Genomic DNA, 26,148 nt, shown 5'->3' on the forward strand with positions numbered 1-26,148 from the left:
CAAGGGACGCCATCCACCACCAGCGCGGTCGAGCTCGGATTGAGTCACGGGGAACTCAAAGACACCGCTCTGCTCGACGCCGCGTATCCCGCCAGCCCGGATGACGCCATTCGGACGGTTGGCCAACTGTGGCGTGCTGACCTCAACCAGTACGACCCGTTGCTCACAGCAGAGCCGTCCGAGCCCGCGTGGAACGAGGCGTCCCTTCGGTGGTTGGTCGCGCCCGAGCCGGGCATCCCCCGGCCACGGACCGAAGGCGCCCGGGTCAGTCTCGGCGACGTGGCAGCCATAAAGACCACGGCGGACATGTTCGCCCAGCTCGACGACCAGTTCGGCGGAGACCACGCACGTCACTCGGTCATCCAGTACCTCAACAACGACGTGGCCCCACTCCTCCGAGGCCGGTACACCGAACAGGTGGGCCGGGCCCTGTTCTCCACCGTGGCAGAAGCAACCCTCCTTGCTGGATGGATGTCGTACGACGCCTGCCATCACGGACTCGCCCAGAGGTACTTCCTCCAGGCCCTCCGTCTCGCCCAAGACGCCAACGACCGCCGGCTCGCGGGCAGCATCCTGTCAGCGATGAGCCATCAGGCGACGTTCCTGGGGCGGTACACCCAGGCCGCCACTCTCGCCCGTGCCGCCCTCATGGGCATCTCTCCGGTGGCCACGCCGACATTGCGCGCGCAGTTCCATGCCATGGAGGCCCGCGCCCTTGCACGTACCGGCGACGTCGCTGCCTGCGAGGCCGCCCTGAGCGCAGCGACCAAAGCTCTCGAAAGCCGGAACAACGAGGACGAGCCGGAGTGGATCAGCTACTTCGACGAAGCCGAGCTTGCCGCCGAAGCCGCCCACTGCTTCCGTGACGTCAACAGCGCCCGCCGAGCCGTCGCCCACGCCGAGAACGCCATGAGCGGCAGCCACGTACGGAGCGACTTCTTCGCGACCATGGTCCTGGCCGACGCCCACTTACGGGCCGGAGACGTCGAGGAGGCATGCCGCGTGGCACTCGACGCACTGGATCTCGGAGAACAGCTCAAGTCGGCGCGATGCATCAGCTACCTGACCGAGTTCCGCCGAAACCTCAGCGCGGCCGGCCGAAGCAGCGCAGCACGTGAACTTGCAGAGCAGGTCCGCGAACACAGGTTGTGGATCGCTACGGAGCAGTAGGGCCGACCGAAAGCTACCGGCCTCAGCAGGAAGACGACCGCCGCCCCTCAGAAGGGGTTCCACTCCTCGCGTCCCTTACCCGTCCGCAGGGACCGCACCCGCCGGGCGAACTCGGCAGCAGAACGCTCGCTCACGCCGACCTGGTGACCGAGCCACGCCACCATCATCAGCTCCCGCAGGTCGGCCAAGGTCTCGTATCCGGGCCAGTTCATGAGGTCGAACCCATACCGGTGGACGAACTCGGCGTACTCCACTTCGCTGTGCCAGCCATACCGGTCGTAGAAGAGCGCGGTCTGGATCAGGTCCCACTCGCGCGGAGCGAGGGCGAATCCGTCGAGGTCGATGAGGACGGCATGACCATCCCGGTGGCGGAGGATGTTTCCGATGCTGGCATCCCCGTGGATCAACCCGAAGGGGAGCACGAAGTCCAGCCGGTCGTACTCTTTGGCGAGCTTGGCCGCCCGTTCCTCCAGGAAGGACCGATCTTCCTCGGAGACGGCATTCAGTCCATCCAGCGAGGCAGACAGCTTGGCCATGGGGTCAAAGTACGGGAGGCCCAGTGACTCGGGTTCCTCCAGCCAGTGCAGCCGGCGGAGCAGGTCGGCCAGTTCGCCGACCGTCGCGTACTCCTCGCGCTCCTGGACGCTCTCCCAGAAGGTGACCACCAGACCGCGTACGACGACGGGCTGAGCGATCCCGGCCGGCACTCGGGTGGCCGGGAAGTCGACCGTCTGCAGCCAGCGGGCCACGCCCACGGCGCGTTCCATCTCCGGCAGCACACCAGGGTCACGGGCGATGCGGACAATGATCGGTAAGGACGCCAGTCGGTACACCGCGTTGGAGCCGAGCCGCAACAGCTCCGCCCCGTTCGCATCCAGTCCGGCAGCCTCGCATGCCTCACGCAGGACGACTGCCACGCCCTCCGCTGTGAACTCCGTACCGCCGCCGACCGGTCCCCCGCCACTGCCCGAGATCATGCCTCCGACGATACGGCGCAGCCGCACCCCCGCACAGGGCGCCCACGTAATAGGAGCGTAATGATCTTGGATGGAGCGGCGTCCCTGCACCCCTCCCCCGCAGGTCAGCGCGCCCGACACTCCGCGCACTCACCTGGGCTCCGGAGCCGTGTGCGCAGGTTCGAATCCTGCCGGGGGCACTTCGCATGAAGTGCCCAAAGACCCCGTCACCAGCGGAAACGCTGAGGCCGGGGTCTTCTTGCATGTGCAGGCGTGCAGCGCCGAGCGACCCTAGGACGCCGTCTGTGGACTGTTCGTGGACAGGATCTTGGAGCGTCTGCCCAGGTCAGCCCCTACAAATGGGAAGGCCCCTGGCCCAGTCCACGGGCCCGCGCTCCTCCATGGCCGTAGCCCTTCCGCCGACAGGAGCCTGTGACTGCCGGCGGAAGCCGCGCGCAGCCTGTCGGCCAAAGTGGTTGCAACGGATCCGTCGCCGCCCCTGTCTTGGACGGTCACGCGCTGCGGCGGCGCAGGGTGAGCCATGTGCGCCTTGCCGCCTTGTCGGGCTCCTCCGTGGCGCGCAGTTCGACCAGGTCGGGGAAGCGGGCGCGCAGTTCCGATTCGAGGCGGGAGTGGAGGGTGAATCCGGCGGCTGGGCAGTGGCTGCAGGTGCCCGCCATCCGCACCTCCGCGTGCCGATCGTGGGCGGACACGATCGTCACTTCGCCGCCGTGGGAGCGGATGTAGTCGCCGGCGGATCCGTCCAGGACGTCCTGCAGTGCGGCGCGCAGCAGGACGTCTTCGGTGACCACGTCGGCCGGCCGCCACCGCTGGGGGTGTTGCAGTGCGGCGCTGAGCGCGTCGCGTACTCGTGCTCCTGTGCCGGACCAGCTCTGGCCGTCGGCGAGCCGGATCACCACGGCCCCTGTCTCCACCTCGATGGAGGCGATGTCTTCGCGGTGGAGCATGTCCCCGAGCTCGTCCGGGGCCTCGGCGATCTCTCCGACGACCGGCAGCGTACCGGCGGGGATCACCCAGCGGACAGCCTGCGGGTCGGCCGTGGCCTCGGGGTGCATGGGGACGATGCTCATGCCAGCAGTCCTACGACGGTGTGCGTCAGGAAGGCCATGGTCCAGGCCAGCACGAACATGTAGCCGAAGGCGACCGCGGGCCATCTCCACGAGCCGGTCTCACGGCGCATGACCCCGACCGTCGACATGCACTGCAGTGCATAGAGGAAGAAGACCAGCAGGGCGGCCGTCGTGGCCGGGGTGAAGAGCTTCTCTCCCTGGTGCGGCCCGTCGGTGTAGGTCATGCGTGCCAGGGTTTCGGCCGGCTGGTCGGGGTTCTGGGCGGCGGCGACCTGGCCGAGCGTGGCGACGAACACCTCGCGGGCGGACAGCGATCCCAGCACGCCGATGTTGATCCGCCAGTCGAACCCAAGGGGCTCGAAGACGGGTTCGATGGCATGACCGATGTCGGCGGCGTAGCTGTGGTCGACCTCGTAGGCCGAGACGGCGGTCCGGTCGGTCGGGTCGACTCCGGCGGAGCGCAGTTGGGCATCGCTGTGCATGGGCAGGCTGAGCAGCAGCCACATCGCGACGGTGACGAGCAGGATGATCCGGCCGACCTTGTGAAGGAAGCCCTTGCAGGCGCTCCACATGGCCTCGATCACCGCCCGCGGCCGCGGCAGCCGGTAGGACGGCATCTCCATGTAGAACGGCAGCACCGGCCCGCCCCGGCTGCTGAACCGTTTGAAGACCCAGGCCGTCGCCATGGCCGAGAGCGCGCCGACGAGGTACAGGGCGAACATGACGACACCCTGGGCACCGAAGGGACCGACGCTGGTATCGGGACTCACCAGCAGGCCGGTCAGCAGCACATAGACCGTCAGACGCGCCGAGCAGGTCATCAGCGGCGCGCCCATCATAGTCGCGAAGCGGTCCTTGGCCGACGGGAGGGAGCGGGTGGCCATGATGCCGGGGATGGCGCAGGCGAGGGAGGAGAGCAGGGCGACGAACGCCCGGCCCTCCAGCCCGGCCTTGGCCATGAGTCGGTCCATCAGGAAGGCCGCACGGGAGAGGTAGCCGCTGCCTTCCAGCAGCGAGATCATGAGGAACAGCAGGGCGATCTGCGGCAGGAAGACCAGTACGCTGCCCAAGCCGCCGATCAGGGCGTTGCCGAGGAAGCCGGCGAGCAACGGGTTCGAGACGTATTCGGTGACCAGCGTGCCGAGCCAGTCGAAGAGGCTCTGCACCGCATCCTGCAGCGGTGTCGCAACGGTGAAGATGATCTGGAAGAACGCGAACATGGTCGCGAAGAAGATGAGTGTGCCCCACAGCGGGTGCAGCAGTACGGCATCGATGCGCCGCGTGCGGTGATCGACCTCGGGTACCTGGTAGTCCGCGCTCTGCAGCAGCGACTCCACCCAAGCCCGCCTCTGTGAGGGATCGGTGGGCGGCGCGACGACCGGCCGCTCCCATGCGGCCCAGTCGAGCAGCATGGACTGCAACTGCGCCAGGTCATTGCGTGATCCGCTTGTCACCGCGACGACCGGTACGCCGAGTGCACGGCGGAGGGCCGAGACGTCAAGGGTGCCGCCGCGACGGGCCAGTTCGTCACGGAAGGTGAGCACCACACAGATCGGCAGACCGGTCTGCATGACCTGGGCCAGTAGCCCGAGGGAACGGCGCAGCGTCGTCGCGTCGATCGTGACGAGAATCCCGTCGGGTGTGCCGATGCCCGGGTTATCCGGGTCGAGCACATCGGCGACGACCTGCTCGTCCGGGCTGATCGGGTCGAGACTGTAGGTGCCCGGCAGATCCTCGATGACCACCTCGTGCTCGCCGACACGCGCTGTCCCCTCATAGCGCGCGACGGTCACTCCGGGGTAGTTGCCGGTCTTGGTCCGCAGGCCGGTCAGGGCATTGAAAAGCGTGCTCTTGCCCGAGTTCGGGCTGCCGACCAGAGCCAGACGAGTATTGCCGGTGACCGTCTGGGCCACCGGACCGCAGTGCGCGCTCATGCTGTGCGCCGTACACGGATGCCGGCAGCCTGCTCTTTGCGCAGTGCCACCTCGTATTCCACGATCTGGAAGACAACGGGGTCGCCAAGCGGCGCCTTCCGCAGCACGGTGACCTCAGCGCCGGGAGCGAACCCCAAATCGAACAGTCGTCGCGCGGTGCTCGGCTCGACCGACTCGTCGATGTCGATCACCTGGCCACTCATTCCGGGTCGCAGGTCGGCCAGTCGCGCATCCCCCGCTGAATCCGTCGGCACGGACAGACCGCGCTGAAGCGCACCCAACTGCACTGAGACCATCGACATCCTCAACCCCGGGATCACCTAAGTAGCTTAGGGCAGGCTAACCTTTTATCCCGGTAGCGGCAATATCGCCCCCCTTCCCGACGCTGGACCCCACGGAGAGCTGCGGATCTGCGGGAGCCAAGCCGATGCCGTGCATGATCACTCGTACTCACGCAACAACTCTTCGATCTTGCGGTTGGCGATCGCCTGCCGCCCGTCGATGCACTTGGCGTAGCGGCTCAGTAGGACTTCAACGCGGTTACCCGCACGTTCGGCGACCTCTGTAGGGTCCACGCCGGAGTTGAGCCACGTCGACAGCGCCGAGTGGCGGAGGTCGTACGGCCGGGCGGCGAGCGGTGAGGTGACCGCGGCCGGCGGGAGCGCCAGCGCCCGAGCCTCCTGCCAGACGCGGTAGTACGTGGACGAGCCGACCACTCCCCCGCGTTCGTTGGTGAACAGCCGCCCGTCTTCGGCAACGCCGAAGGAGTCGAGGTGTTGCCTGAGGATGGTGACGAGCTGGGGCGGGATCGGCACGGGTCGGCGCTACCACCGCGGGCTGCACGGAAGGGACTTTCAGGATAGATCGGGCGTTCAATCAGACGTCTAAACGCCTCCTACCTCCTCCCCCCCCCAAAAAAGTGCTCGCCCAGACGTCACACTCCAGGGTTCCGCTCCCCACTACCCCACAACAGCGCTACTGAAAGGGGAGCGGGATGTTGTCGGAGACCGGGATCGCAGCCATCGTCATTGTTGTTGCACAGGTTCTGGCGCTTGCTCGCACGTGGGTGCGCGAGCGTGCGCACCTCCAGGTGGAACGGCACCGGGGTGTTGTGCGTCGAGACACCGTGCGCGCCCTACCGCCTGGAAGCCGGGTGCGTGACGCTAGCGGCACAACCGTGATCGAGGTGGGCCACTTCGATCAGCGGTCAAACCAGGGGGATACGGCATGTGGGTAGAAGACTGGTCGTCACTGGCTGCGTGCCGAACTGCCGACCCTGACGAGCTGTTCGTGCAGGGCTCGGCACAGCTTCGCGCGAAAGCCGTGTGCCAGGGATGCCAAGTTCGTACCGAGTGCCTGGCTGACGCGCTAGACAACCGCGTCGAGTTCGGCGTCTGGGGTGGCATGACCGAGGGCGAACGTAGGGCTCTCCTGGACCGTCGACCCACAGTCACTTCGTGGCGACGTCTCCTCGAAACAGCAACGAAGGAATACTCGATCTCGACCGGGAGATTCGAGGAAGATTTCGCGGCTATCTTCAGGGAGTCCCTGCATCGCCTAGTCGGATTCCTGATCACTGCTGGAGCGCGCCGAGTCGACGCAGAGGACGCCGTACAAATGGCCTTTATCGAACTTGCCAGGAATTGGCACTCCGTGGAAAAGCCCATCGCATGGGTTCGACGCGTATCTTTCCGACTGTGGACCAAAATTCTTGGAAAGAATCGACTGCACGAGTTGAGCGAGAGTATCCCAGATTCCACCCACTCAGACTCTAGCGACGAACTGGTGGAAAAATCCCAAGTCGTTCAATTTCTGCGACGGCTCCCACCCCTGCAGCAGGCTGTCATGGCATTTGCGTACGACGGTTGCTCGCCGGCCGAAACCGCAGAAGCCATGGGGATGTCCCCGACGAACGTGAGACAGAACCTACATCGAGCGCGCGCCAACCTGGCCAAAATTCTTCACACGGAAGGGATCGGCTGATATGCCTGAATCGAAGAGCTACACGCACGCAATGGATGACTTCATGCAGAGGGGGGTCTCACAACTACGCTCAGCCCTCTCAGAATTGATTGACGTGGATGAGCGACTTGAAGAAGCTCTTTCCAAGGTCTCGGACACCGGGCAGCCTCAAATTTCAGTCACCTCAGTGCAACTTTCTCTCGCAGCAGAAGACCTGCCACTAATTGTTCCGCCAGATTGGCGGGAAGAATACTCATCAGGAAAATGCAATAGAGCTTCCGTAAAGCTCGGGGTTTAGCGTCTACTATCCGCTGAATGGTCGCGGGGAATAGCAGGACTGAGGCGGGCTCCGGCGGACGCGCTCAGCTTGCAAGGCCTCTGAGAGTAGAGCTGCTCCGGCGAGGCGCCGTGGGCCGTCCGTGAACAAGCCCCGAGCAGCCGGTCGACAACGTGCCCCCTGGCCAGCAACGCTTCGTAGTCCCGAAGGGCCCTCAGAAGCCGTGTGCGCAGGTTCGAATCCTGCCGGGGGCACCCTTCATAAGGTGCCCAAAGACCCCGTCACCAGCGGAAACACTGGACTGCAGCACGGATAGGTGACACCTGACCTGAGGACGGGGGAGTGTGGGCAATAGCCTTGTCGGCGTGCAGGCGGTTTCCCGTCCGTGGGCCCGAGCACCCCTGTCCCGGCTCGCGCCGGCGGTCGAGCGTCCGTAGGGCGCTGGAAGACCTCGTGAGCGGTGGGGACACCGAGTGCGAGGGCATCGCCGCAGGTGACGTCCAGTCAATGGCGAGGTCGGCGGCGTTGCCGGGCGGGATGCGTCGGATGTCTCATCCTTGGACATTGTGCCGCGCGCCGGGAGGGCTGTACGTTCCCCGCATGATCAGAATTGCAGTGATCGTATTCATTTGGGCTCTCGCCATTTCCTTCGGCGTCTCTGCGTTGACCGTGTCGCCCTGGTTGTGGCTGGTCGCCGCTTTGTGCGCGGGGATAGCCGGGCTCGGCACTTACGACTTGCTCCAAAAGCGTCACTCCGTTCTTCGTAATTATCCGGTGCTGGGACACATCCGTTTCATGCTGGAGTCGATCCGGCCGGAGTTGCAGCAGTACTTCATCGAGCGCAATTATGACGGCCGTCCGTACGACCGGGATGTGCGCAGCCTCGTCTACCAGCGCGCCAAGGGGACCGAAGCGGAGATCGCGTTCGGCACCGAGCGGAACGTCTACGCCGAGGGCTACGAGTACTTCGAATCGTCGATGAGGCCGCGCCCGGTGCCGGCCGAGCAGCCCCGGGTCCGTATCGGCGGCCCGGACTGCACCAAGCCCTACGACATGGCCTTGCTCAACGTCTCCGCCATGAGCTTCGGTTCACTGTCCGCCAACGCCATCCTCGCCCTGAACCAGGGGGCCGCCCTCGGAGGCTTCGCTCACGACACCGGCGAGGGCGGCATGTCGGAGTACCACCTGCGCCACGGTGGCGACCTGGTGTGGGAGATCGGCACCGCCTATTTCGGCTGCCGCACCCCGGACGGCGGTTTCGATCGCGCCCGCTTCGCCGAAAAGGCCGCTCGCGAGAACGTGAAGTGTGTGTCGCTGAAGCTTTCTCAGGGAGCCAAGCCCGGAATTGGAGGGGTGCTGCCCGGCGAGAAGGTCACCGCGGAGATAGCCCGGGTGCGCGAGGTTCCCGAGGGGAAGACGGTCATCTCGCCCCCGTACCACCAGGTCTTCGACACGCCCCGGGAACTGATCCGGTTCATCGCCGAGATGCGCGAGCTGTCCGGTGGCAAGCCGGTCGGCTTCAAGCTGTGTGTGGGCTCCCGGCGCGAGTTCCTGGCAGTGTGCAAGGCCATGCTCGAAGAGGGCACCGCACCGGACTTCATCATCGTCGACGGAGCGGAGGGCGGCACCGGAGCGGCGCCGCTGGAGTTCGCCGACCATCTGGGCAGTCCCCTCACCGAGGGACTGATCACCGTCCACAACGCCCTGGTCGGCGTCGGCCTGCGGGACCGGATCAAGATCGGCGCCAGCGGCAAGGTGGCCACTGGGGCCGACATCGTCAAGCGCATGCTGCAGGGCGCCGACTTCACCAACGCGGCACGCGCCATGATGTTCGCGATCGGATGCATCCAGGCGCAGAGCTGCCACACCAACACCTGCCCCGCCGGCGTCGCCACGCAGGACCCGCGCCGTGCACGCGCGTTGGACGTCGACGACAAGTCGGCCCGCGTCCACCGCTTCCAGTCCGCCACGGTGAGCAGCGCACTGCAGATCATCGCCTCGCTGGGCGTGAGTGACCCCGCCGAACTGCGCCCGAACATGCTGCGTCGGCGCGTGGACCCGGTCGCCGTCCGCTCCTACGCGGAGCTCTACGACTGGCTGACCCCTGGCCAGTTGCTGATCGAGCCGCCCGAGTCCTGGGCGGTGGACTGGAAGGCCGCGGATCCCGACCGTTTCGCGGTCTGAGATGCCTCCCGGCGGATTCGGTGCGCATGTGCGGCGGTTGGCCCGCGCCGGGGGAAGCGGCGCGGGGCGCGGCAAAGGTCGGCTGGGCCTGCCCGGAACACTGATCCGCGCGCCCGGGGCCCGGAACACCGTTCCGCCCAGAACACCGATCCGCGCCCCGGGGCCGCCTCCCGCCGCCATCTCCCGCAGCGCCGAATGCCCCTGACCGCAGGTGATCTTGAGGCAGGCCCGGCTGTGTGATGATGCACGGATGATCACCGTCCTGGGGTGGGGACGGGTGCCGGAGAAGGGGAGCCCAGCGTGGGCAAGGGCGAGGGGTCCATACCCGACGAGGAGTGGGAGCGCTTCCTTCGGGAGGCCGAGGCGGGGACCAAGGGGGCGCCCGAGGAGCCGTCGGCGCGGGCCCGGATGGTGGCGCGGCGGCTGCGGGAGGAGACCGGTCCGCCGGAGCCGTGGCGGAGTCACAGGCCGGCCCGGCGGCGAGGAGGCAAGGCCTGGTACGCGGTCGGTCTGCTGGCTGCGGCCGCCCTGCTGGTCGTGGCGCTGGATCCGGGGCGGGTGGCTGGATGGTTCGGGGGCGGCGGCGCGGGCGACGAGAGCACGCCGCTCGCTGTGGAGTCGCAGCGTCCGGATCAGGCGCCGCCGACCGAGGCCGTAGCCCAACTGCCGACCCTTTCACAGCCGTTCCGGGGTTCGCCCGCGACGCGGTGGGGTGACGGCACGGCCGGGATCGGCATGCCCGAGGCCCGGGCGACCGGCTGGATGAGCAAGGCGCAGGTCGCGCAGGCGCTCGAGAAGAGCCGGGACTTCCTCGCCGCTTCCAGTCTGGATCCCGCTGTGCTGCGCGGCGAGCGGCCGCGGAAGGCGATCGCCTTGATCAATCCCCATCAGAAGGATGTCAAGGACTACCTGGCGACCGCGTTCCGCGCGCCCAACCGGGAGAACGATCCTCTGCTGCTGTTCAGCCGGTTCGACACGTCGAAGGTCCGGCTTGTCGGGGACGTGGTCAAGGTGCGAGGACGGATCACGTACCGCGAAGGTGACCGCGGTGCGGTCGAGGTGACCACCGATGTCACGTACGTGTATCCGATCGCACCCGCCACGCCCGGAGTCGACGAGGTCGCGCGCACCATCGTGCGCCGTGAGGTCGTGATGAGCTGGGACGATCCGGCGAAGGTCGTCGTCGATCCGGGTACGTTCTCCCTCGTCTCCTACATGGTGGACACCGGCAACAGTGAATGCGGCACCTTCCCCGGCTACTTCACGCCCAGGTTCAGCACGGACCTTGCCACCTCGGCCCCGGGCAACGGCCCCGAGGTCGACCCGTACGACAGGAGCACGCCGTTGGAGGAGCTCGTACGGGAGGGCTGCGGGACCGTTTCGCGGTCGTAGGCGGAGATGACGTGAAGCCCGCCGCGGAGGACTGAGGGCTACGGCGCGCTCGCGGGCTCCGGCGCCGGTGGTACGTGGCCCGGTGCTACCTGGGTCGAAGCGCGCTCCGGTTGCCGCGACCCGGCGGCGGCGGGGGCGAACAGCCAGCCGGTGGACGGGCGGGTCAGCGGGCGGACCAGGCGGCGTACCGGCGGGGAGCCGAGCACCGTCGTCAGCAGGATCGCGCACAGCACCAGGCCCGCGACCTCGACCGGGGTGTTCACCCGGGAGATGTAGCCCAGTTCCCGGACCGGCAGGATGACCAGCGGGTGCAGCAGGTAGATGGTGAATCCGCCGGCGCCCAGCGTGGAGATCAGCGGCAGCCGCCGGCGGGGCATCACCCGCAGCAGGCAGAGCACCAGGGCGGCGGCCGAGGCCAGGACCAGCAGCCGGATGACCCAGGCCCACTCCAGGCTCAGCGGGTCGCCGGCGGCGTAAGGATGGCGCATGGAGAGCCAGTTGCCCTTGATGTCCCGGTGCCACAGCCATCCGACCACGCAGGAGGCAAGGATTCCGGCGACCGACACGTACAGGCTCCAGCGGCTGTTGAGCCAGCCGCTCAGGAGGCCCTGGCCGATCCGCCAGCCGAGGTAGAACAGCGGGAAGTAGACGAGGGTACGGCTCGCCGAGAACTCCAGCCCGAACTCCTCGACGTACCCCACCGCGAGGGCTATGACGGTCGTGACGAGCAGGGGGTGCCGTAGCTGGACCACCAGCGGCAGCAGCAGCCGCCAGAAGAAGAGCGACATCAGGAACCAGAGCGTCCAAGGCAGTTGGACGACGTACACGGCGAAGTCGTTTCCCAGCCAGTACCGTTCCAGCGAGTAGAGCAGGCTGAACGCGAGGGCGGGCAGCACGATGCTCTGTATCAGGGTGCGCAGGGAACGGGGGCCGAGCGGCCCCGCGTTGCTGAACACCCCGGCCAGCATGACGAAGGCGGGCACCCGGAAGGCCCAGCTCGCGATGTGGAAGGAGTGCAGCGCGTCCACTCGCGTCATGATGCTGCCGCCGGTGTGCAGGATCACGATCAGCGTGGCGGAGAGGAACCGGGTGTTGTCCCACCACGGGTTCCTGGTCCGGTCCGTCGCGCCGGCCCGGTCCGCCGCTCCGGCGCGGTCGGTGGAGACGGCGGTGGCAGGTCTGGGGAGTGGATTGTCCATCGCGACGGCGTGCTCCTGACAGCGGCTCGGCAGGGTGTTGGGCCGCCGTACTGGTACTCGACTGCTCGACCGACGGCGGTCGGCACACCGTGACGATCTCCGCGAAGGGTTTGGTTGCCGATGCCGGTGCGTGCGGTGAATTCCGCATGTACATCGGGAACCCCGGCGCACGTCCTGGTCCCGCGCCTGTCACACTGCCCGGCGCGCTCGTCCGACACACTGTCCGGCGCGCCTCGTCCGACACGCTGTCCTGTCTCGGCCCATCACCGGGGTCAGCCGGACCGCGATCAGTCCTCGCCGCTGCCGTACGGGCGGGTGAGGATCTCCATCGCGTGGCCCACCGGGTCCTGGAAGTACAGTCCGCGGCCGCCGTCGCGGTGGTTGATCTGGCCGGACTTCTCCATGTGCGGGTCGGCGTAGTACGTCACGTGGGCCTGCTGGATCCGGTCGAACGCCGCGTCGAAGTCCTCGTCCGAGACGAGGAAGGCGTAGTGCTGGGCGGCGATCGGGCCTTCGGTGTCGGCCATGTAGTCGAGGGTGACGCCGTTGCCGGTGGCCACGGGAAGGAACGGGCCGAAGGGCGCGCCGACCTCCAGGCCCAGGATGTCCGCGAGGAACTCGGCGGACTCCTGCTTGTTCCGGGCGTGGACGATGGTGTGGTTCAGCTCCACGTTCATGGTGTGCCTCCCTGCGGACCTCGCCGGCGTCTCCGTGCCCACCGAGCCGATGTCCGGCACGCGGTGCCGTAGCTCCGACACTAGTCGGGGTGGTGCGGGGACGGTAGCCGGACCCGTGCGGGTGCCCACACGGCGGCTGCTACGTCCCGCCATAGCCCGTCACTCAATGTGACGTCAGAGGAGGCCCAGGTCGCCGAGTTCCTTGTGCAGGTCGGCGCGTGGGTTGTCGGCCCGTACCGGGAGGTCGCCGCGGGTCGTCGGTCCGGTTCCGTCGTCGGGGCGGCGGCCGGGGCCGGTGGGCCGTGGGCCTCGGTCCCGGAAGAGCCAGGCACCGACCAGGCCGCCGATGAGGCCGCCGAGGTGTCCGAGCCAGCTCACTCCCGGTGTCCCGGGCACGGCGACGGTGAGCATGTAGGCGAAGGAGGCCGCTATGACGATGCCGATCAGCGTGTCGATCAGGTGCCGGTCGAAGAGGCCGCGGACCACGACGTAGCCGAAGTAGCCGAAGATCAGGCCGCTGGCGCCCACAGTTTCCACGCCGCCGCGCTCGAAGAACCAGACGGTGAGTCCGCTGGTCACCGCCACGAGCAGGCTCAGTCCGAGGAAGCGGGCCACGCCCCGGTAGGCGGCGAGGAAGCCGAAGATGAACAGCGGGCCGGAGTTGCTCTCGATGTGCGCCCAACTCCAGTGCAGGAAAGGCGCGGTGACGATGTCGGGCAGGGTGCCGAGGTCGCCGGACGACACCCCGAACTGCCGGGAGAGGGCGTAGCCGCCGGTGTAGTTGGCCAGTTGCACCAGCCAGATCGCCACGAGGAACGCGAACATCGTGAAGAACGCCTTCCGCGCCTCCGCGATCATCTGCTCCGCACCGACCGGCCCGCCGCCGGCCCGGCCCTGATCCGGCCTGCCCATGGCACGCTCCCCTCCCCCGGCGGATCCGTCTCCGCGCCGCCACCTGCTCCCAGTATTCCCGGCGGGGGCGTAGACGTCAGCGCAGCGGGTCGAACGGGGTCAGTTGCGCGGGGAGTTCGCCGGTGACGATCGTTTCGGCGAGGAGGCGTCCGGTGGCCGGGCCGAGCGTGATGCCCCACATGCCGTGACCGCCCGCGGCGAAGACGCGGGGGGAGCGGGTGGCGCCGATCAGGGGCAGGCCGTCGGTGGTGCACGGGCGGGAGCCGACCCATTCGTCCCGGCGGGCGTCCAGGTCGGCGCCGCGCAGCAGCGGGCGGGCGGCCTCGGCGATGGCGCGGACGCGGCGGGCGTCCAGGGGCGCCTCCGGCTTGCGGAACTCCATCATCCCGGCGACACGCAGCCGGTCGCCGAGCGGCGTGCAGGCGACGCGCTGGGCGGGGAAGTAGACGGGCCCGGACGGCACGTGCTCGACCGGGACGCTGAAGCTGTATCCGCGGCCGGCCTGTACGAGGGAGCGCACGCCGAACCGCCGGGCGAGGCGGCCGAGCCAGGCGCCCGTGGCCAGGACCACCGCGTCGAAGCGCTCGCCGTCCCCGCCGCCGACATCGATCGTGACTCCGGCCGCCGCGTCCCGCACGTCGGTGACCTCCGTGCCGTCATGGATCACCCCGCCGCGGGCACGGACCGCGTCGGCCAGGGCGTGCACGTAGTGGCCCGGGTCGATGTAGCGCTGGCCGTGCAGCCGGATCGCCGCGCCGATCTCGTCCGACAGGGACGGCTCGACACCGCGGGCCTCGTTCCCGTCGAGGACGTCGAACTCCATGGTCTGGCCCGCGGAGTGGATCTGTTCGAGCTCCTCCAGCAGGACCTCGCGCTCGGTGGCCGTGCGGTAGGCGGCGATGAAGGACTTGGCCTCCGGTGTCCGTGCCTCGACACCGCCCGCGGCCAGCAGGTCGAAGCTCGGCAGCGCCAGGCTGTTGATGGGGACGAGCGCGCGCATCGACCGCAGCCACTGGGAGCCGGTGCTGTTGCGCGCGAACCCGGCCAGGAACCTGAGGAGCTTCGGGTCGGCGCTCGGCGGGACGTAGACCGGGGAGGACGGGCTGAGTACCGCGCGTACTCCGTAGGTGAGGACCGCCGGCTCGGGCAGCGGGGTCGCGAGGCCGGGGGTGAGCCATCCGGCGTTGCCCCAGGAGGACCCGGCGGCCACCCCCTCGCGGTCGTACACGGTGACGCCGATACCCCGCTCCTGGAGGAACCAGGCGGTGGACAGTCCGACCATGCCCGCGCCGACGACGGCGACACGGCTGGGGGCGGAGGGTGCGGGCGAGGGAGGGCGGGCGGCCATGTGGGACCTCTTCGTGCGGGGCGGTTCATACGGGACCTGTCCGGGGCCGGTGGCACCTCTGGACGCCTCCAGATGCCTCCGGACGCCTCCGGACGCCTCCGATGGTGGTGCCGGACGCCTCCGTTGTCTTTGTGGCAGGCGGACAATGAGGGCGGTGCCGATGATGCGACGGGCACGATGCGCCGGGGACACAATGGGGCTCATGAACAGCAGTCCCCGACGCCGCGCTGCGGGGTGCCGGCCGTGATCACCGTGACCGACCTCGTGGACTCCCTGGGGTCCGGGCTTCTGCGTACGGTGGTCCCGGCCGGGAACGCCGAGGTGCACGACGTCGCCCTGGCCGAGCCCGGTGACGTCGTGGGCCGGCCGGGCGAACTCGTCCTCGGTGTCGGCGTGACGGATAGGGCCGGAGCCCTCGCCCTGCTGGAACGGACCGCCGGGGCAGGTGCCGCGGGCCTGGTGCTCAAGCGGCCCGCAGCGCGCGACCCGCAGGTGGTCCGCGCGGCCCGAGGGGCGACGGGCGGCCCCGCGCTGGTCGAACTGCAACCGCACACCTCGTGGGCGCACGTCGTCTGGCTGCTGCGTGGTGTCATCGACCGGGCCTCAGCGCCCGCCACCGGCGCCCTCGGCACGCCCGGTCCGCACAGCGACCTGTTCGCCCTGGCCGACGCTGCCGCCGAGATCATCGAAGCGCCCGTGACCGTGGAGGACGCGCAGTCCCGCGTCCTCGCCTACTCCGCGCGACAGGACACCACCGACCCGGCACGGGTCTCCACCATCGTGGGGCGGCGCGTCCCCGCGAAGACCCTGACGCATTTCCGGGCCAGTGGCGTCTTCCGCAGGCTGGCACGCTCCGCCGACCCCGTCTGGACCCCCGCGGGTCCCGACGGCATCCTGCCCAGGCTGGTCGTCCCCGTGCGGGCGGGCGGCGAGTGGCTCGGGTCGATCTGGGCCGTGGTCAGGTCGCCGGTCCCGCCGGAACGCGTCCGTGAGCTCGGCGATGTGGCCTCGGTCCTGGCCCTCCATCTGCTGCGGCTGCGTGCCGAGGCCGGTATCGCACGGCGGGTGTCGGCCGGGCAGTTGCGGGCCGCCCTGCGCGAAGGCACCCTCCCGGACCGGGCACCGGGAGCGGCCGCCGCGCTGCCGGCCGGTCCCTGGCGGGTGGTGGCCTTCGGCTCTTCGTCCGGCGGGACCGAGGACGTACGCGGGCAGCTCGACCTGTGGGAGTCGGTCGCCCACCGGTTCGGCTGGCAGCAGCCGCTGCTCGCCGACCTCGACGGGCTGCTGTTCGGCGTCGTCACCGAGCCGGGGCGGAACGGGCGGCGAGGTACGCCCGGCGTCCGGGCCGACGCCGGCACCGTCGACTGGCTCCGGCATGTGCTCGCCGAGACACGCGCGCACGACCCCGGTCTGTACGCCGTGGCGGGCTGCCCCGCCCGCTCCCCCGGAGAGTTGCCGCGGTCCACGGCGGAAGCGGCCGAACTCCACCGGCTGACCTGCGCCGGCCGGCTCCCCCTCGCCCACGGGGCGGGGCTCGTGCTGATGGAGGACGCCTGGGACGCCGTCGTCGTGGAGCGCGCCAAGACCGCCGTCGGGACCGGTACTTGGCAGCTCGGCGGGCCGCTCGCCGCCCTGCGCGCACACGACGAGGAACACGGCACGCCGTACCTCACCACCCTCGCGGCCTGGCTCGACCACTTCGGCGACCCGCAGAGCGCCGCACGACACCTGCGGGTCCATCCGAACACGCTGCGCTACCGGCTGCGCAAGCTCGACGAGGCGGTCCCGCTCGACCTCTCCTCGCCCCGCCTGCGGCTGGCGCTGCGGCTCCAGCTCATGGCGATGGGCGAGCCCCTCGCGGACAGCGAACCGCCGCGCCCCTGACCACCACCGATCCGCGACCGCCGGGACTCGGCCTCCCCCCGACCTCGGCTTCCCCCGGACCTCGAACTCCCTCCGGGCCTCGTTCTTCCCTCTGTCCCGGCGCCGCCCTCTCAGCCTCTCGCCGCTCCCTGCCCGGACGGCACCCGGCGCGGGGCCGGGCTGTCCAGGTGGACCACCACGGTTCGGTGAAAGCGGTGTACGGCCTCGTCGACGCTCCGGATGAAACCGGACTGGGCGGTGCCGCGCGTACTCCCCATGCTCTTGAACAAGGACAAACGGAAACCCGTGATCCGCGTGTCGCCGTCCTTCGGCAGCATGTCCGCGGGCTCCGGGCGGAGCCGTTCCAGCGTGCTCCGCGGGCCGCCGGTCCCCCCGTCGACGAGGGTCTCGACGTGAAGGTCGGCCGGTGCCTCGGCCAGGCGCCGCACGAGCCGCTTCGCCCAGGACAGGGGGTAGCCCTGCTCGGGCGCCGGTATGTCGATGGAGGTGCGCAGCTTTCCGGTACGGAGGTCCGCACTGATCGCCAGGACGCCGGGCGTTCCCTCGATCCGCAGTTCCGCCTGGAGTCTTCCGTCGACGCAGAGCTGGTCGGCGAGTGCGCTGCGGCGCGCTCCCGGATCCGCTCCCCGCTTGGAACGCTGGACCGGCAATGCCTTCTGCCCGAGTTCGCCGCCCAGCGCGAGACACACCTGGCGGATGAGCCGTTCCCAGTTCTCGACGACCTCCAGTGCCCGCGGGTCTCCCTGGCACAGGGTCTCGTCGTCGATCCCGTTGCGTACGGGCACCCAGGCCGGGCCCATGTTCTGGAAACCGTGGCAGCCGGAGTTCTCGTGCTGGAGGTAGTGCAGCAGCTCCTGGAGGAGCCAGGCGTGCGCCGCGTTGCCGACGCCCTCGTGGCGGATCAGCATCTGTGCCTGGTGGGCCACTTCCGCCCACGACAGGTGCCGCAGGGCCACCTTGTGCTTGCGGCGTTTGTCGATCCTGACGTCGACGAGCGGGCTGCCCTCCAGCTCGACGTCGTTCGACAGCGTGATGACGGCCTCGTAGCCGCGGCGCGCGGCGATGTCCATGTACGCCTGGACCTGGTCGGCCTTGAGCGCGTTGCCGTTGGTCTTCGTCTCGACCAGCGCCGTCCACAGCTTGCCGGCCCGCTCGACGCGGATCACCCCGTCGGGGCGCCGCGGGGAGTCGCCGTGCGGCAGGGTGACCTCGGTGAAGGTCTCCATACGGCCGGCCGGCGCCCCGAACGCGGCGGTGAGCCTCCTGCCGAACTCCGGCACCTGCGCCATCACCGAGAGCAGCACGGAGGTCGCGCGCGTCTCACGGTCCCGGTCGCTCTTGAGCGCCGACACCGGGAAGAGCCGGGCCGCCCTCCAGGACTCGTTCTCCGCCAGGGTTTTTCTGGCCGCCCTGGACAGGGTGACTTTCTTCTTCGCGGTACGCGGCCGTGCGGTCGGCCTGCTCGGCCCGTCGGCGGCGTCGTCCTCGGGACGGCGGGGAGCCGGGAGGGCCGCCACAGCCTCCCGTGGACCGGGCTCTCCGACAGGGGCCGCAACCGGCACCGGCACTGAGGCCAGGGCCGGTTCCCTCACGACCGCCCGGCCCTCGGACGCGGCGCCGCCGCCCTCCGCGTCCACAGCCTCCGCGTCACCCTGAACCGCCACCGCCTCCGCGTCGTCGTCGATGTCGACGCCGAAGTCCGTGGCCAGACCGGCGAGTCCGGTGTCGTAGCCCTGGCCGACGGCGCGGAACTTCCACTCCTGCCCGCGCCGGTAGAGCTCGCCGAAGATGATCGCGCTCATCGAGTCGGCGCCCTGCACGGCGAAGCGGAGGAGTTCCTCCCCGGCTCCGTCCGCCAACGACAGCCGTACGTCGTCCAGTTCACCGAAGCACGCTCCGTCGTACCGGCTGGCGGCCACCACCACGCGGTCGACGTCGGCGGGGACGGCGGTCAGGTCGAAGCTGATCCGGTCCTCGTTCCCGTCCGCCGTGGGCGTCTTGCCCAGCAACTGCACACTGCCGTCGGCGGCGACCGGATGGTTGTAGAAGTAGAAGTCGGCGTCGCTGCGCACCTTGCCGTTCGCGTCCAGCAGGAGGACGGAAACGTCCGCGTCGCCCTCGCCGGTCGGGCTCCCCCAGCCCAGACCGACGATCACCGGACCGACGTTCTCGCTCAGGGCCGTCAGCGTCACATTCGAGCCCTTGCTCATTTCATGCACATTGCCCCCAAAAACGACGCAACCCGGGAACGAGGAGAGCCTCGCCCCAGGCGCTTGATACGCGACACGGTGTGACGTGCCGCACACAGCTCACTGTAGCCGCCTCGAAGCGATGCGTAAGCGGCCAGTCCGGATCTTCACGGTAGGCCCGGTTCGTGATCCGGGGGCGGGGAACACGGGGAAGGCCGGTCGACAATCGGGAGGACGCGGATGTGCCGTCTGTTCGGGCTCAGCAGTGCACCGCGGCGTACCCGTGCCACGTTCTGGCTGCTGGACGCGCCCGACAGTCTCAGTCGGCAGAGTCACCGTGATCCGGACGGTACCGGGCTCGGCTACTTCGCGGCGGACGGCACCCCGCGGGTCGACAAGGCGCCGATCGCCGCCTACCGGGACCGCGGGTTCGCCGAGGAGGCGCGGCAGGTGGAGTCCGCCACCTTCCTCGCCCACGTGCGGTTCGCCTCGACCGGCGGCCTGGACGCCCGCAACACCCACCCCTTCGAGCAGGAGGGGCGGCTGTTCGCGCACAACGGGGTGATCGAGGGCCTCGACGCGCTCGACGACCACCTGGGCGAGGACAGGTCACTGGTCAGGGGCGACACCGACTCGGAGCGGTTCTTCGCCCTCGTCACCCGCGAGACCCGCGAACACGGCGGCGACGTCACCGCCGGTATCACGCGGGCCGCGCGCTGGATCGCCGGGCATCTGCCCGTCTACGCCCTCAACCTGGTCCTCGTCACCCCCGACCAACTGTGGGCGCTGCGGTACCCCGACACCCACGAGCTGTACGTCCTCCAGCGCGCGGCGGGCGGCCGGCACGGCACCCGGCACCTCGACCACAGCGGCAGCAACGGGCGGATGCGCGTCCATTCCGAGGCTCTGGCCGGACAGCCGTCCGTCGTGGTGGCCAGCGAGCGCATGGACGAGAACCCGGGCTGGCGGCTGCTGGAGGCGGGCGAACTGCTCCATGTCGACTCCGGCCTGCGCACCACCGGCCGGCTCGTCCTGCCCGAGCCGCCGGCACACCTCCTCACCCTCGACGAACTGCGTCCGGACGCCGCCGCCTCGCAGAAGGCCGCGTAGGTCCGCCTCAGGGGCGCGTCCCTAGGACGCGCTCCGGGCCTCCACGAGCCGGCGCTGCACGTCGAGGACCAGACTCCGGAGGCGTCCGGGCCGTACGCCCTCGTGGTCCATCCACACGTCGAGGCGGGTGCGCAGGTACCACACCATGTGCAGCCCCTCGCGGCGCAGCACCGAGCGGTTGACCGAGATCTCCTCCTGCACCTCCCGCCTCAGATCGTCGGTCCAGCCCTGCGCACGGTCCGCCTCCTCCAGCGGGGCCTTGAGAGCGGCGACCGCTTCGTCGAGGACCACGAGCAAGGTGGGGTCGGGACCTGTCCTCGTCACGTCGACTTCCTTCGGTGTCAGGCGCGTTGCAGCTGCGGAACAAGGATGACATCCGGGCGTGGCGGGGCCCGGGAGTCGTATCCAGCTCCCGGGCCCCTTGGATGCCACCCAGTTGCGCACGCCGGTGGTGTTCAGGAGTGCGGATCAGTCGTCAGGCCGTCGTGTTCTTCCTTTGAACTACCGCACCGTGTGAGAGGTGCAGGCGAGAGTCGAACTCGCATCCGGCGGCGGTCGTCCGCACTCGGTCGTCCGGCGATCGGTGGCGAATGCTGAAGCTGGAGCGAGAGTCTGAGATTGATCACGATCTCCCGGAGGAGACCGGCTGATTCAGGCTGAGCCTCAGTTTCAGCTTGCGCGCAGGGCGCGGAACCGGTCCTTTGTCCGGCCCGCTCCCGTCGCGCACCCCCGCGCTCGCACACAGGGGCGATAAGGGGCTGCCCCGGTCCGGCCTCAGCCGAACAGGTAGCCGAACACCGCGTCGCCGACCCGCTGGTCGGTGACCTCGGCGCCGTTGGCCTCCTCGCGTGCGAACTTCACGGCCTGCTGAAGCTTTTCCACCCGCTCCAGCAGCTCGTTCACCCGCCGCGCGGGGAGGGCTCCGGAGAACTTCACCGTCGTCCAGTAACCGATCGGCACGTCCTCGTAGTACACCTCGACCTGGGCCGGGTGCTTCTCGGTCGCCTCCGCCTTGACGTGGTTGCGCGGGACCTTCTTCGTACGGATCGTGCGGACTGGGTCCGTCTTCCACCAGTCCGTCGACGGGTCCAGCGACCAGGACTCGGCGGCGTCCAGGACGGGGAGCTTCTTGACGAAGGAGTGCAGTTCCGTGAGCTGCTTCTCCAGGAACAACAGGTAGGAGACCGGGACTTCGGCGAGAACCGTACGGCCGTCGACCGTGATGTCCGCGTGGGCCGTGCGGTTGGCCCAGTCCTTGGTCGCGGTCACGTCGAACAGACGCGTGAGCGACCCGGACATCTCACGCAGGATCTCCTCGGCCTTGACCTGCACCCGCGTCGACTCGGGCGGCAACTGCTCGCCCTCCTCGTCCTTGGGCTGGTACGTGCGCGAGATACCGGCGAGCAGCGCGGGCTTCTGCACCTTCTGGTGAGCCGCGTTGACGTCCTGGAGCGACTTGCTCTTGACGCCCTTCTCCACGGCGATGATCTGGTTGAGCCTGGTCACGCCTCTCCCCCTTCGAACAGCAGCAACATAGCCCAGCGGGGGTTCGGAGTTCGCGTGCTTTTTCGTCCGCCGGGAAGGGCCGGACCGGGCCGCGTCGGAGTGCCGCGCGTCACACGCCGTCATCTCGCCCGCGGGAGTGACCTGCCGCACATCGTCGGCGGGCGGGACGCTCAACTCCACGCACATCCCGAGCACTTGAGGTTATTCGTACAGGAGTCCTGTTTGGGACGCTTATCCATGCCTATGGCTTTCCTCGCCTTCACCCCTTTCACTCGGGAGCATCCGTCATACGCCACTTCGCGCCACAGGAGGCCTCAACGGATATGTCCTCTTCACCTCAGATGCCCGAACTCCCCATCGTGCCCGCCGCGGTGACGGCCGCCGAGGTCGTCCCCGGCGATCTGCTCGCCCTGTCGCCGGAGGACGCCGAGCGGCAGCGGTGGTGTGTCGTGATGCACACCCTGCCCGAGTCGCCGGAGACGATCCGGGTGACGTTGCGTCCACCGCTCGGCGGCGTGGACCGGGACGAGGTCCTGGCACGCGAGCAGGAGGTCGTCGTCGCCGGCCCGCGGATGGATGTCGCGGCCGTTCCGGCCGTGTCGTCGCCCCGGCTGGACGAGGCCGCCTTCCGGGACGGGGACGCCGTGACCCGGCTGCGGGCCGTCGACCCGCGGGGCGTCGAGGAGACGTACCGGCGCCGGTGGGGGCTCTGGCACCGCGACCTCGACACCCGGACCGCCCGGACCGCCACGGACGACGAGGTGCGCGAGTGGGCCGCCGGGGCCGATCAGGAGGGGTACGTCGTACGGCACCACCCGCGGCCGGAGCGCGAACCCTCGGTGGCCGGGCCGCGGCGCGTCGTCGTGACCGGGCTCGGGGCCGTCACCCCGCTCGGTGTGGGGGTGGGCGAACTCTGGCAGGGGCTGCTCGACGGGCGGCACGGGATACGGGAGTTGGAGGGGGACGAGTTCGCGGAGCTGCCCGTGCGGGTGGCCGGGGTCGTGCCCGTGGACCCCGCCGTGCTGCTGCCCCGGGCTGCCGCGCGGCGGATGAACCGGGCCGCGCAGTTCGCGGTGCTCGCGGCGCGGGAGGCATGGGCCGACGCCGGGTTCACGGACGGCGGGACCAGGGAGAGCGGGCTCGATCCGGAGCGGGTCGGCGTCAGCCTCGGGGCCATCCTCGGCGACGCGTCCGTGCTCGTGGGCGGGGACCGCAGGCTGCGGGAGAAGGGACCCCGTGGCGTGTCGCCGCTCACCACGCCCATGACCGTGCCCTCGCAGGCCGCCTCGCAGGTCTCGCTCGACCTGCACATCACCGGTGAGGCGCGGACCGTGACCAGCGCCTGCGCCTCCGGTACCGAGGCGATAGGGGAGGCCGTGGACCGCATACGGTACGGGCGGGTCGACGTCGCCCTGGCCGGCGGGGCCGAGGCCGTCGTCACGCCCGCCATCATGGCGTCGTTCGCCGCCATGCGCGCGCTGTCCGGCCTCGGGCTGGAAGACGGCGTCTCACCCTCGCGGCCGTTCGCGAAGGACCGTGCCGGATTCGTCAACGGCGAGGGCGCCGGGCTGCTCGTCCTGGAGGCCGAGGAGCACGCGCGGGCCCGTGGCGCCCGGATCTACTGCGAGGCCGCCGGATGGGGACTGTCCGCCGACGCGCACCACATGGCCGCGCCCGACCCGAGCGGCGGCGGGGTCGCCCTCGCGCTGCGGCGGGCGGTGCGGGACGCGGGCGGGTACGTCGTCGACGTCGCCCACGTCAACGCGCACGCCACGGCCACCGGGGAGGGCGACCTCGCCGAGGCGGGTGCCCTGCGGGCCGTGCTCGGTCTGCCCGGCGTACCCGTGACCGCCCTCAAGGGGCACCTCGGGCATCTTCAGGGCGCCGCCGGCGGAGTCGAGGCCGTCGCCGCGGTGCTGACCCTGCATCACGGGGTCGTGCCGCCGACCGTGGGGTGCGCGGAGGTCGACGAGGCGATCGGCCTCGACGTGGTGACGGGCGCGGCCCGCGCGCTGCCGCGGGACGGTGACCTGGTGCTCAGCAACTCGTTCGGGTTCGGAGGACACAACGCCGTGCTGGCACTGCGCCGCGTGCGCTGATCGAGGCCGGGTGACGGCGGGCGGCAGAACCCTGCGAGCGCCCGTTCTCACGCTGTGCGCTTGCGGGCGGCCGTCTTCTTGGCCGGGGTCTTCTTCGCCGTGCTCTTGGTGGTCGACGCGGTCTTCTTCGCGGACCGCGACGACTGCGCCGACTTGGACGTGGACTTCTTCGCGGCGGCCGTCTTCTTCGCCGCCGTCTTCTTGGCCGCGGGAGCCGACTTCCCGGTGGTGGTCTTCTTCGCTGCGCCGCCCGTCCGCTTGCCGCGCGGGAGGTGCCTGACCTCGGCCTCCTCGGCCTCCTTGGCCGGCTCCCCGGTCTCCTCCCCCGTTTCCTCGCCCCGGGACTGCTTGGCCGCCCGCACGCTGTTCTCCAGGGCGGCCATCAGGTCGAGGACCTTGCCGCCGGCGGCGGGTTCGGGGGCCTCGGGGGGCGCCTCGCCTGCGGCCTTCGCGGCGATGACCTCCTCCAGCGCCTCGCGGTACTCGTCGTGGAGGTCCTGGAGGTCGACCTCGCCCAGGGTGTCCATGAGGGCGTCGGCGAGGTCCAGTTCCTTGTCGCGGACGGTGACGTCGACGTCCGGGGCCACGCCCTGCGGGGCGCGGATCTCGTCGGGCCAGAGCAGGCCGTGCATGGCGATGACGTCGTCCACCACACGGAGCATGCCCAGGCGCTCGCGGCCGCGCAGGGCGAACTTCGCGATCGCCACCTTGCGGCTGCGCTTGAGGGCCTCGCGCAGCAGGGTGTACGGCTTGGCGGCCGGGGCGCCGCTCGCCGCCAGGTAGTACGCGTGCTCCATCTGGAGCGGGTCGATCCGGTCGGCCGGGACGAAGGCCACGATGTCGATCGTCTTCGCGGTGGGCAGCGGCAGATGGGCCAGGTCCTCGTCGGTGATCGGGACGATGGAGCCGTCCGCGTCCTCGTAGGCCTTGCCGATCTCCGCCTGGGTGACCTCGCGCTCCTCCAGTTCGCACACCTTGCGGTAGCGGATGCGGCCGCCGTCCTCGGTGTGGATCTGACGGAAGGAGATGGCGTGGCTCTCGGTCGCGTTCACGAGCTTGATCGGGATGCTGACCAGGCCGAACGAGATGGCGCCGTTCCAAATGGATCGCACGGGGAGCACCTTCCGGATCGGATCAGGACGATCTGCTCGGTCTGATCGCGCCGACCGCTCAGACCGAGCCGTTTGTCATGATTCAAGAAGTTTCCATGGTTTTCTTATCGTATGGCGCCGATCACGGAGGTGGAGGGGCGACGGCTCGCGCTCAGCAACCTGGACAAGGTGCTGTATCCGGCGAGCGGGTTCACCAAGGGCGAGGTGCTGCACTACTACGCGACGACCGCCGAGGTGCTGCTGCCCCATCTGCGGGACCGGCCGGTGTCCTTCCTGCGCTACCCGGACGGGCCGGACGGGCAGGTGTTCTTCGCCAAGAACGTGCCGCCGGGTACGCCCGAGTGGGTGACGACGGCCGAGGTGCCGAGGTCGACGGGGGCGGCGCGGATGGTGCTGGTGCAGGATCTGGCGAGTCTGATGTGGGCGGCCAATCTGGTGACCGAGTTCCATACCCCGCAGTGGGTGGTCGAGGCGCCCGCGGAGGCCGACCGGCTGGTGTTCGACCTGGATCCGGGGGCGCCGGCGAGCGTGGTGGACTGCTGCCGGGTGGCGTTGTGGCTGCGGGAGCGGCTGGCCGGGGACGGGATCGAGGCGTACGCGAAGACGTCCGGATCGAAGGGGCTGCACCTGCTGGCCGCGGTCCGGGGGGCTTCGAGCGCGCGGGTGTCCGACTACGCGAAGGGGCTCGCCGTGGAGGCGGAGCGCGCGATGCCCGAGCTGGTGCTGCACCGGATGACGCGGAGTCTGCGCCCGGGGAAGGTGTTCGTCGACTGGAGTCAGAACGCGGCGCGGAAGACCACGGCGGCGCCCTACACGCTGCGGGCGCGCCCGGAGCCGACGGTCTCCGCGCCGGTCACGTGGGACGAGGTGGCGGAGTGCCGGGCGCCGGGGCGGCTGGAGTTCCGGGCGCCGGACATCGTGCCCCGGCTGCGGGACCACGGCGACCTGCTGGCGCCGCTGCTGGAGCCGGGACGTGCGGCCGCGCTGCCGTGAGCGTGAACCGGCGGCCCGGTCACGCCCTCTCCGGGAAACCGGGCCGTCCGTTGTCCGATCACACCCGCCCGGCCGGAACCCGGTCATCCGGTCATCCGGTCACGCCCACTCGGGCGGAACCCGGCCGTCCGTCCGGTCAGCCCCCTGAGCCCA

General features: G+C 69.7%; 19 protein-coding genes and 2 pseudogenes. 8 read left to right on the forward strand and 13 right to left on the reverse strand.

The features are described from left to right. Nucleotides 1-21: 21 nt before the first annotated feature. Nucleotides 22-1,170: pseudogene (locus ACIP4X_RS06710) on the forward strand (hypothetical protein); the annotation flags it as partial. Between the two features lie 47 nt (nt 1,171-1,217). Here ACIP4X_RS06710 and ACIP4X_RS06715 read toward each other — a convergent pair. The 5 genes and pseudogenes from ACIP4X_RS06715 to ACIP4X_RS06735 form a co-directional block, all read right to left on the reverse strand. Beyond that, nucleotides 1,218-2,147, reverse strand: coding sequence for a phosphotransferase family protein (locus ACIP4X_RS06715; protein WP_401347014.1), 930 nt, complete (start codon nt 2,145-2,147; stop codon nt 1,218-1,220). 491 nt (nt 2,148-2,638) lie between these two features. Next, nucleotides 2,639-3,217, reverse strand: a complete 579-nt coding sequence (locus tag ACIP4X_RS06720; protein ID WP_391456998.1) for a NifU family protein — start codon at nt 3,215-3,217, stop codon at nt 2,639-2,641. After that, on the reverse strand, nt 3,214-5,151 hold the full coding sequence (locus ACIP4X_RS06725) for a FeoB small GTPase domain-containing protein (protein ID WP_391456996.1): 1,938 nt from the start codon (nt 5,149-5,151) through the stop codon (nt 3,214-3,216). The genes ACIP4X_RS06720 and ACIP4X_RS06725 overlap by 4 nt, the downstream gene beginning before the upstream one ends. Next, a complete protein-coding gene (locus tag ACIP4X_RS06730; RefSeq protein WP_401347387.1) occupies nt 5,148-5,453 on the reverse strand; it encodes a ferrous iron transport protein A in 306 nt (101 codons plus the stop codon). The genes ACIP4X_RS06725 and ACIP4X_RS06730 overlap by 4 nt, the downstream gene beginning before the upstream one ends. Nucleotides 5,454-5,591: 138 nt before the next feature. Next, nucleotides 5,592-5,972, reverse strand: a pseudogene (locus ACIP4X_RS06735) (site-specific integrase); the annotation flags it as partial. A 406-nt stretch (nt 5,973-6,378) separates the two neighbouring features. On the opposite strand from ACIP4X_RS06735, the gene ACIP4X_RS06740 reads away from it, so the two are divergent. The 3 genes from ACIP4X_RS06740 to ACIP4X_RS06750 all read left to right on the forward strand — a co-directional run bounded on the left by ACIP4X_RS06740 (nt 6,379) and on the right by ACIP4X_RS06750 (nt 10,966). After that, entirely contained in the window at nt 6,379-7,134 is a 756-nt protein-coding gene (locus ACIP4X_RS06740; RefSeq protein ID WP_401347017.1) for a sigma-70 family RNA polymerase sigma factor, read from the forward strand. An 856-nt stretch (nt 7,135-7,990) separates the two neighbouring features. Beyond that, nucleotides 7,991-9,574 (forward strand): FMN-binding glutamate synthase family protein, encoded by a 1,584-nt coding sequence (locus ACIP4X_RS06745; RefSeq protein WP_358729257.1) that lies wholly within the window; start codon nt 7,991-7,993, stop codon nt 9,572-9,574. A 300-nt stretch (nt 9,575-9,874) separates the two neighbouring features. Then, the gene (locus tag ACIP4X_RS06750) at nt 9,875-10,966 is read left to right on the forward strand and encodes a hypothetical protein (protein ID WP_358729255.1); all 1,092 of its coding nucleotides are present in this window, start codon (nt 9,875-9,877) and stop codon (nt 10,964-10,966) included. A 38-nt stretch (nt 10,967-11,004) separates the two neighbouring features. Here ACIP4X_RS06750 and ACIP4X_RS06755 read toward each other — a convergent pair whose 3' ends face one another. From ACIP4X_RS06755 to ACIP4X_RS06770, 4 genes are all read right to left on the reverse strand, one after another. After that, entirely contained in the window at nt 11,005-12,165 is a 1,161-nt protein-coding gene (locus ACIP4X_RS06755; protein ID WP_358729253.1) for an acyltransferase family protein, read from the reverse strand. A gap of 287 nt (nt 12,166-12,452) precedes the next feature. Continuing rightward, on the reverse strand, nt 12,453-12,842 hold the full coding sequence (locus tag ACIP4X_RS06760) for a VOC family protein (protein WP_358729252.1): 390 nt from the start codon (nt 12,840-12,842) through the stop codon (nt 12,453-12,455). A gap of 174 nt (nt 12,843-13,016) precedes the next feature. Then, nucleotides 13,017-13,754 (reverse strand): rhomboid family intramembrane serine protease, encoded by a 738-nt coding sequence (locus tag ACIP4X_RS06765; RefSeq protein WP_391456985.1) that lies wholly within the window; start codon nt 13,752-13,754, stop codon nt 13,017-13,019. Between the two features lie 76 nt (nt 13,755-13,830). Further along, on the reverse strand, nt 13,831-15,102 hold the full coding sequence (locus ACIP4X_RS06770; protein ID WP_401347021.1) for an NAD(P)/FAD-dependent oxidoreductase: 1,272 nt from the start codon (nt 15,100-15,102) through the stop codon (nt 13,831-13,833). A 243-nt stretch (nt 15,103-15,345) separates the two neighbouring features. On the opposite strand from ACIP4X_RS06770, the gene ACIP4X_RS06775 reads away from it, so the two are divergent. Further along, complete coding sequence (locus tag ACIP4X_RS06775; protein WP_401347024.1) at nt 15,346-16,986, forward strand: helix-turn-helix domain-containing protein; 1,641 nt, start codon at nt 15,346-15,348, stop codon at nt 16,984-16,986. 110 nt (nt 16,987-17,096) lie between these two features. Here the strand turns inward: ACIP4X_RS06775 and ACIP4X_RS06780 are convergent, their stop codons facing one another. After that, nucleotides 17,097-19,196 (reverse strand): TerD family protein, encoded by a 2,100-nt coding sequence (locus ACIP4X_RS06780; protein ID WP_401347026.1) that lies wholly within the window; start codon nt 19,194-19,196, stop codon nt 17,097-17,099. Between the two features lie 219 nt (nt 19,197-19,415). Between ACIP4X_RS06780 and ACIP4X_RS06785 the strand changes: the two genes are divergently transcribed. After that, on the forward strand, nt 19,416-20,285 hold the full coding sequence (locus ACIP4X_RS06785; protein WP_401347027.1) for a class II glutamine amidotransferase: 870 nt from the start codon (nt 19,416-19,418) through the stop codon (nt 20,283-20,285). Between the two features lie 21 nt (nt 20,286-20,306). On the opposite strand, the gene ACIP4X_RS06790 is transcribed toward ACIP4X_RS06785, so the two are convergent. Further along, nucleotides 20,307-20,609, reverse strand: coding sequence for a hypothetical protein (locus tag ACIP4X_RS06790; RefSeq protein WP_358729240.1), 303 nt, complete (start codon nt 20,607-20,609; stop codon nt 20,307-20,309). 450 nt (nt 20,610-21,059) lie between these two features. Then, nucleotides 21,060-21,791, reverse strand: coding sequence for a hypothetical protein (locus tag ACIP4X_RS06795; RefSeq protein ID WP_358729238.1), 732 nt, complete (start codon nt 21,789-21,791; stop codon nt 21,060-21,062). Between the two features lie 323 nt (nt 21,792-22,114). Between ACIP4X_RS06795 and ACIP4X_RS06800 the strand changes: the two genes are divergently transcribed. Beyond that, nucleotides 22,115-23,890 (forward strand): beta-ketoacyl-ACP synthase II, encoded by a 1,776-nt coding sequence (locus ACIP4X_RS06800; RefSeq protein WP_391456972.1) that lies wholly within the window; start codon nt 22,115-22,117, stop codon nt 23,888-23,890. A 47-nt stretch (nt 23,891-23,937) separates the two neighbouring features. Here the strand turns inward: ACIP4X_RS06800 and ACIP4X_RS06805 are convergent, their stop codons facing one another. Beyond that, nucleotides 23,938-25,002 carry a Ku protein gene (locus ACIP4X_RS06805; protein WP_358729234.1) on the reverse strand — a complete coding sequence of 355 codons (1,065 nt, stop codon included), beginning with the start codon at nt 25,000-25,002 and terminating at the stop codon, nt 23,938-23,940. Between the two features lie 111 nt (nt 25,003-25,113). On the opposite strand from ACIP4X_RS06805, the gene ligD reads away from it, so the two are divergent. Continuing rightward, complete coding sequence (gene ligD / locus ACIP4X_RS06810; RefSeq protein WP_358729232.1) at nt 25,114-25,995, forward strand: non-homologous end-joining DNA ligase; 882 nt, start codon at nt 25,114-25,116, stop codon at nt 25,993-25,995. The last annotated feature ends 153 nt before the right edge of the window (nt 25,996-26,148 follow it).

This window comes from Streptomyces sp. NPDC088817, assembly GCF_044750345.1.
Lineage (GTDB): Bacteria > Actinomycetota > Actinomycetes > Streptomycetales > Streptomycetaceae > Streptomyces.

Coding starts and splice junctions, on each gene's coding strand:
- ACIP4X_RS06800 (WP_391456972.1), top strand. CDS start 22,115: ATGTCCTCTTCACCTCAGATGCCCGAACTCCCCATCGTGCCCGCCGCG.
- ACIP4X_RS06755 (WP_358729253.1), bottom strand. CDS start 12,165: ATGGACAATCCACTCCCCAGACCTGCCACCGCCGTCTCCACCGACCGC.
- ACIP4X_RS06780 (WP_401347026.1), bottom strand. CDS start 19,196: ATGAGCAAGGGCTCGAATGTGACGCTGACGGCCCTGAGCGAGAACGTC.
- ACIP4X_RS06730 (WP_401347387.1), bottom strand. CDS start 5,453: ATGTCGATGGTCTCAGTGCAGTTGGGTGCGCTTCAGCGCGGTCTGTCC.
- ACIP4X_RS06770 (WP_401347021.1), bottom strand. CDS start 15,102: ATGGCCGCCCGCCCTCCCTCGCCCGCACCCTCCGCCCCCAGCCGTGTC.
- ACIP4X_RS06765 (WP_391456985.1), bottom strand. CDS start 13,754: ATGGGCAGGCCGGATCAGGGCCGGGCCGGCGGCGGGCCGGTCGGTGCG.
- ACIP4X_RS06720 (WP_391456998.1), bottom strand. CDS start 3,217: ATGAGCATCGTCCCCATGCACCCCGAGGCCACGGCCGACCCGCAGGCT.
- ACIP4X_RS06715 (WP_401347014.1), bottom strand. CDS start 2,147: ATGATCTCGGGCAGTGGCGGGGGACCGGTCGGCGGCGGTACGGAGTTC.
- ACIP4X_RS06760 (WP_358729252.1), bottom strand. CDS start 12,842: ATGAACGTGGAGCTGAACCACACCATCGTCCACGCCCGGAACAAGCAG.
- ACIP4X_RS06745 (WP_358729257.1), top strand. CDS start 7,991: ATGATCAGAATTGCAGTGATCGTATTCATTTGGGCTCTCGCCATTTCC.
- ACIP4X_RS06785 (WP_401347027.1), top strand. CDS start 19,416: ATGTGCCGTCTGTTCGGGCTCAGCAGTGCACCGCGGCGTACCCGTGCC.
- ACIP4X_RS06740 (WP_401347017.1), top strand. CDS start 6,379: ATGTGGGTAGAAGACTGGTCGTCACTGGCTGCGTGCCGAACTGCCGAC.
- ligD (WP_358729232.1), top strand. CDS start 25,114: ATGGCGCCGATCACGGAGGTGGAGGGGCGACGGCTCGCGCTCAGCAAC.
- ACIP4X_RS06725 (WP_391456996.1), bottom strand. CDS start 5,151: ATGAGCGCGCACTGCGGTCCGGTGGCCCAGACGGTCACCGGCAATACT.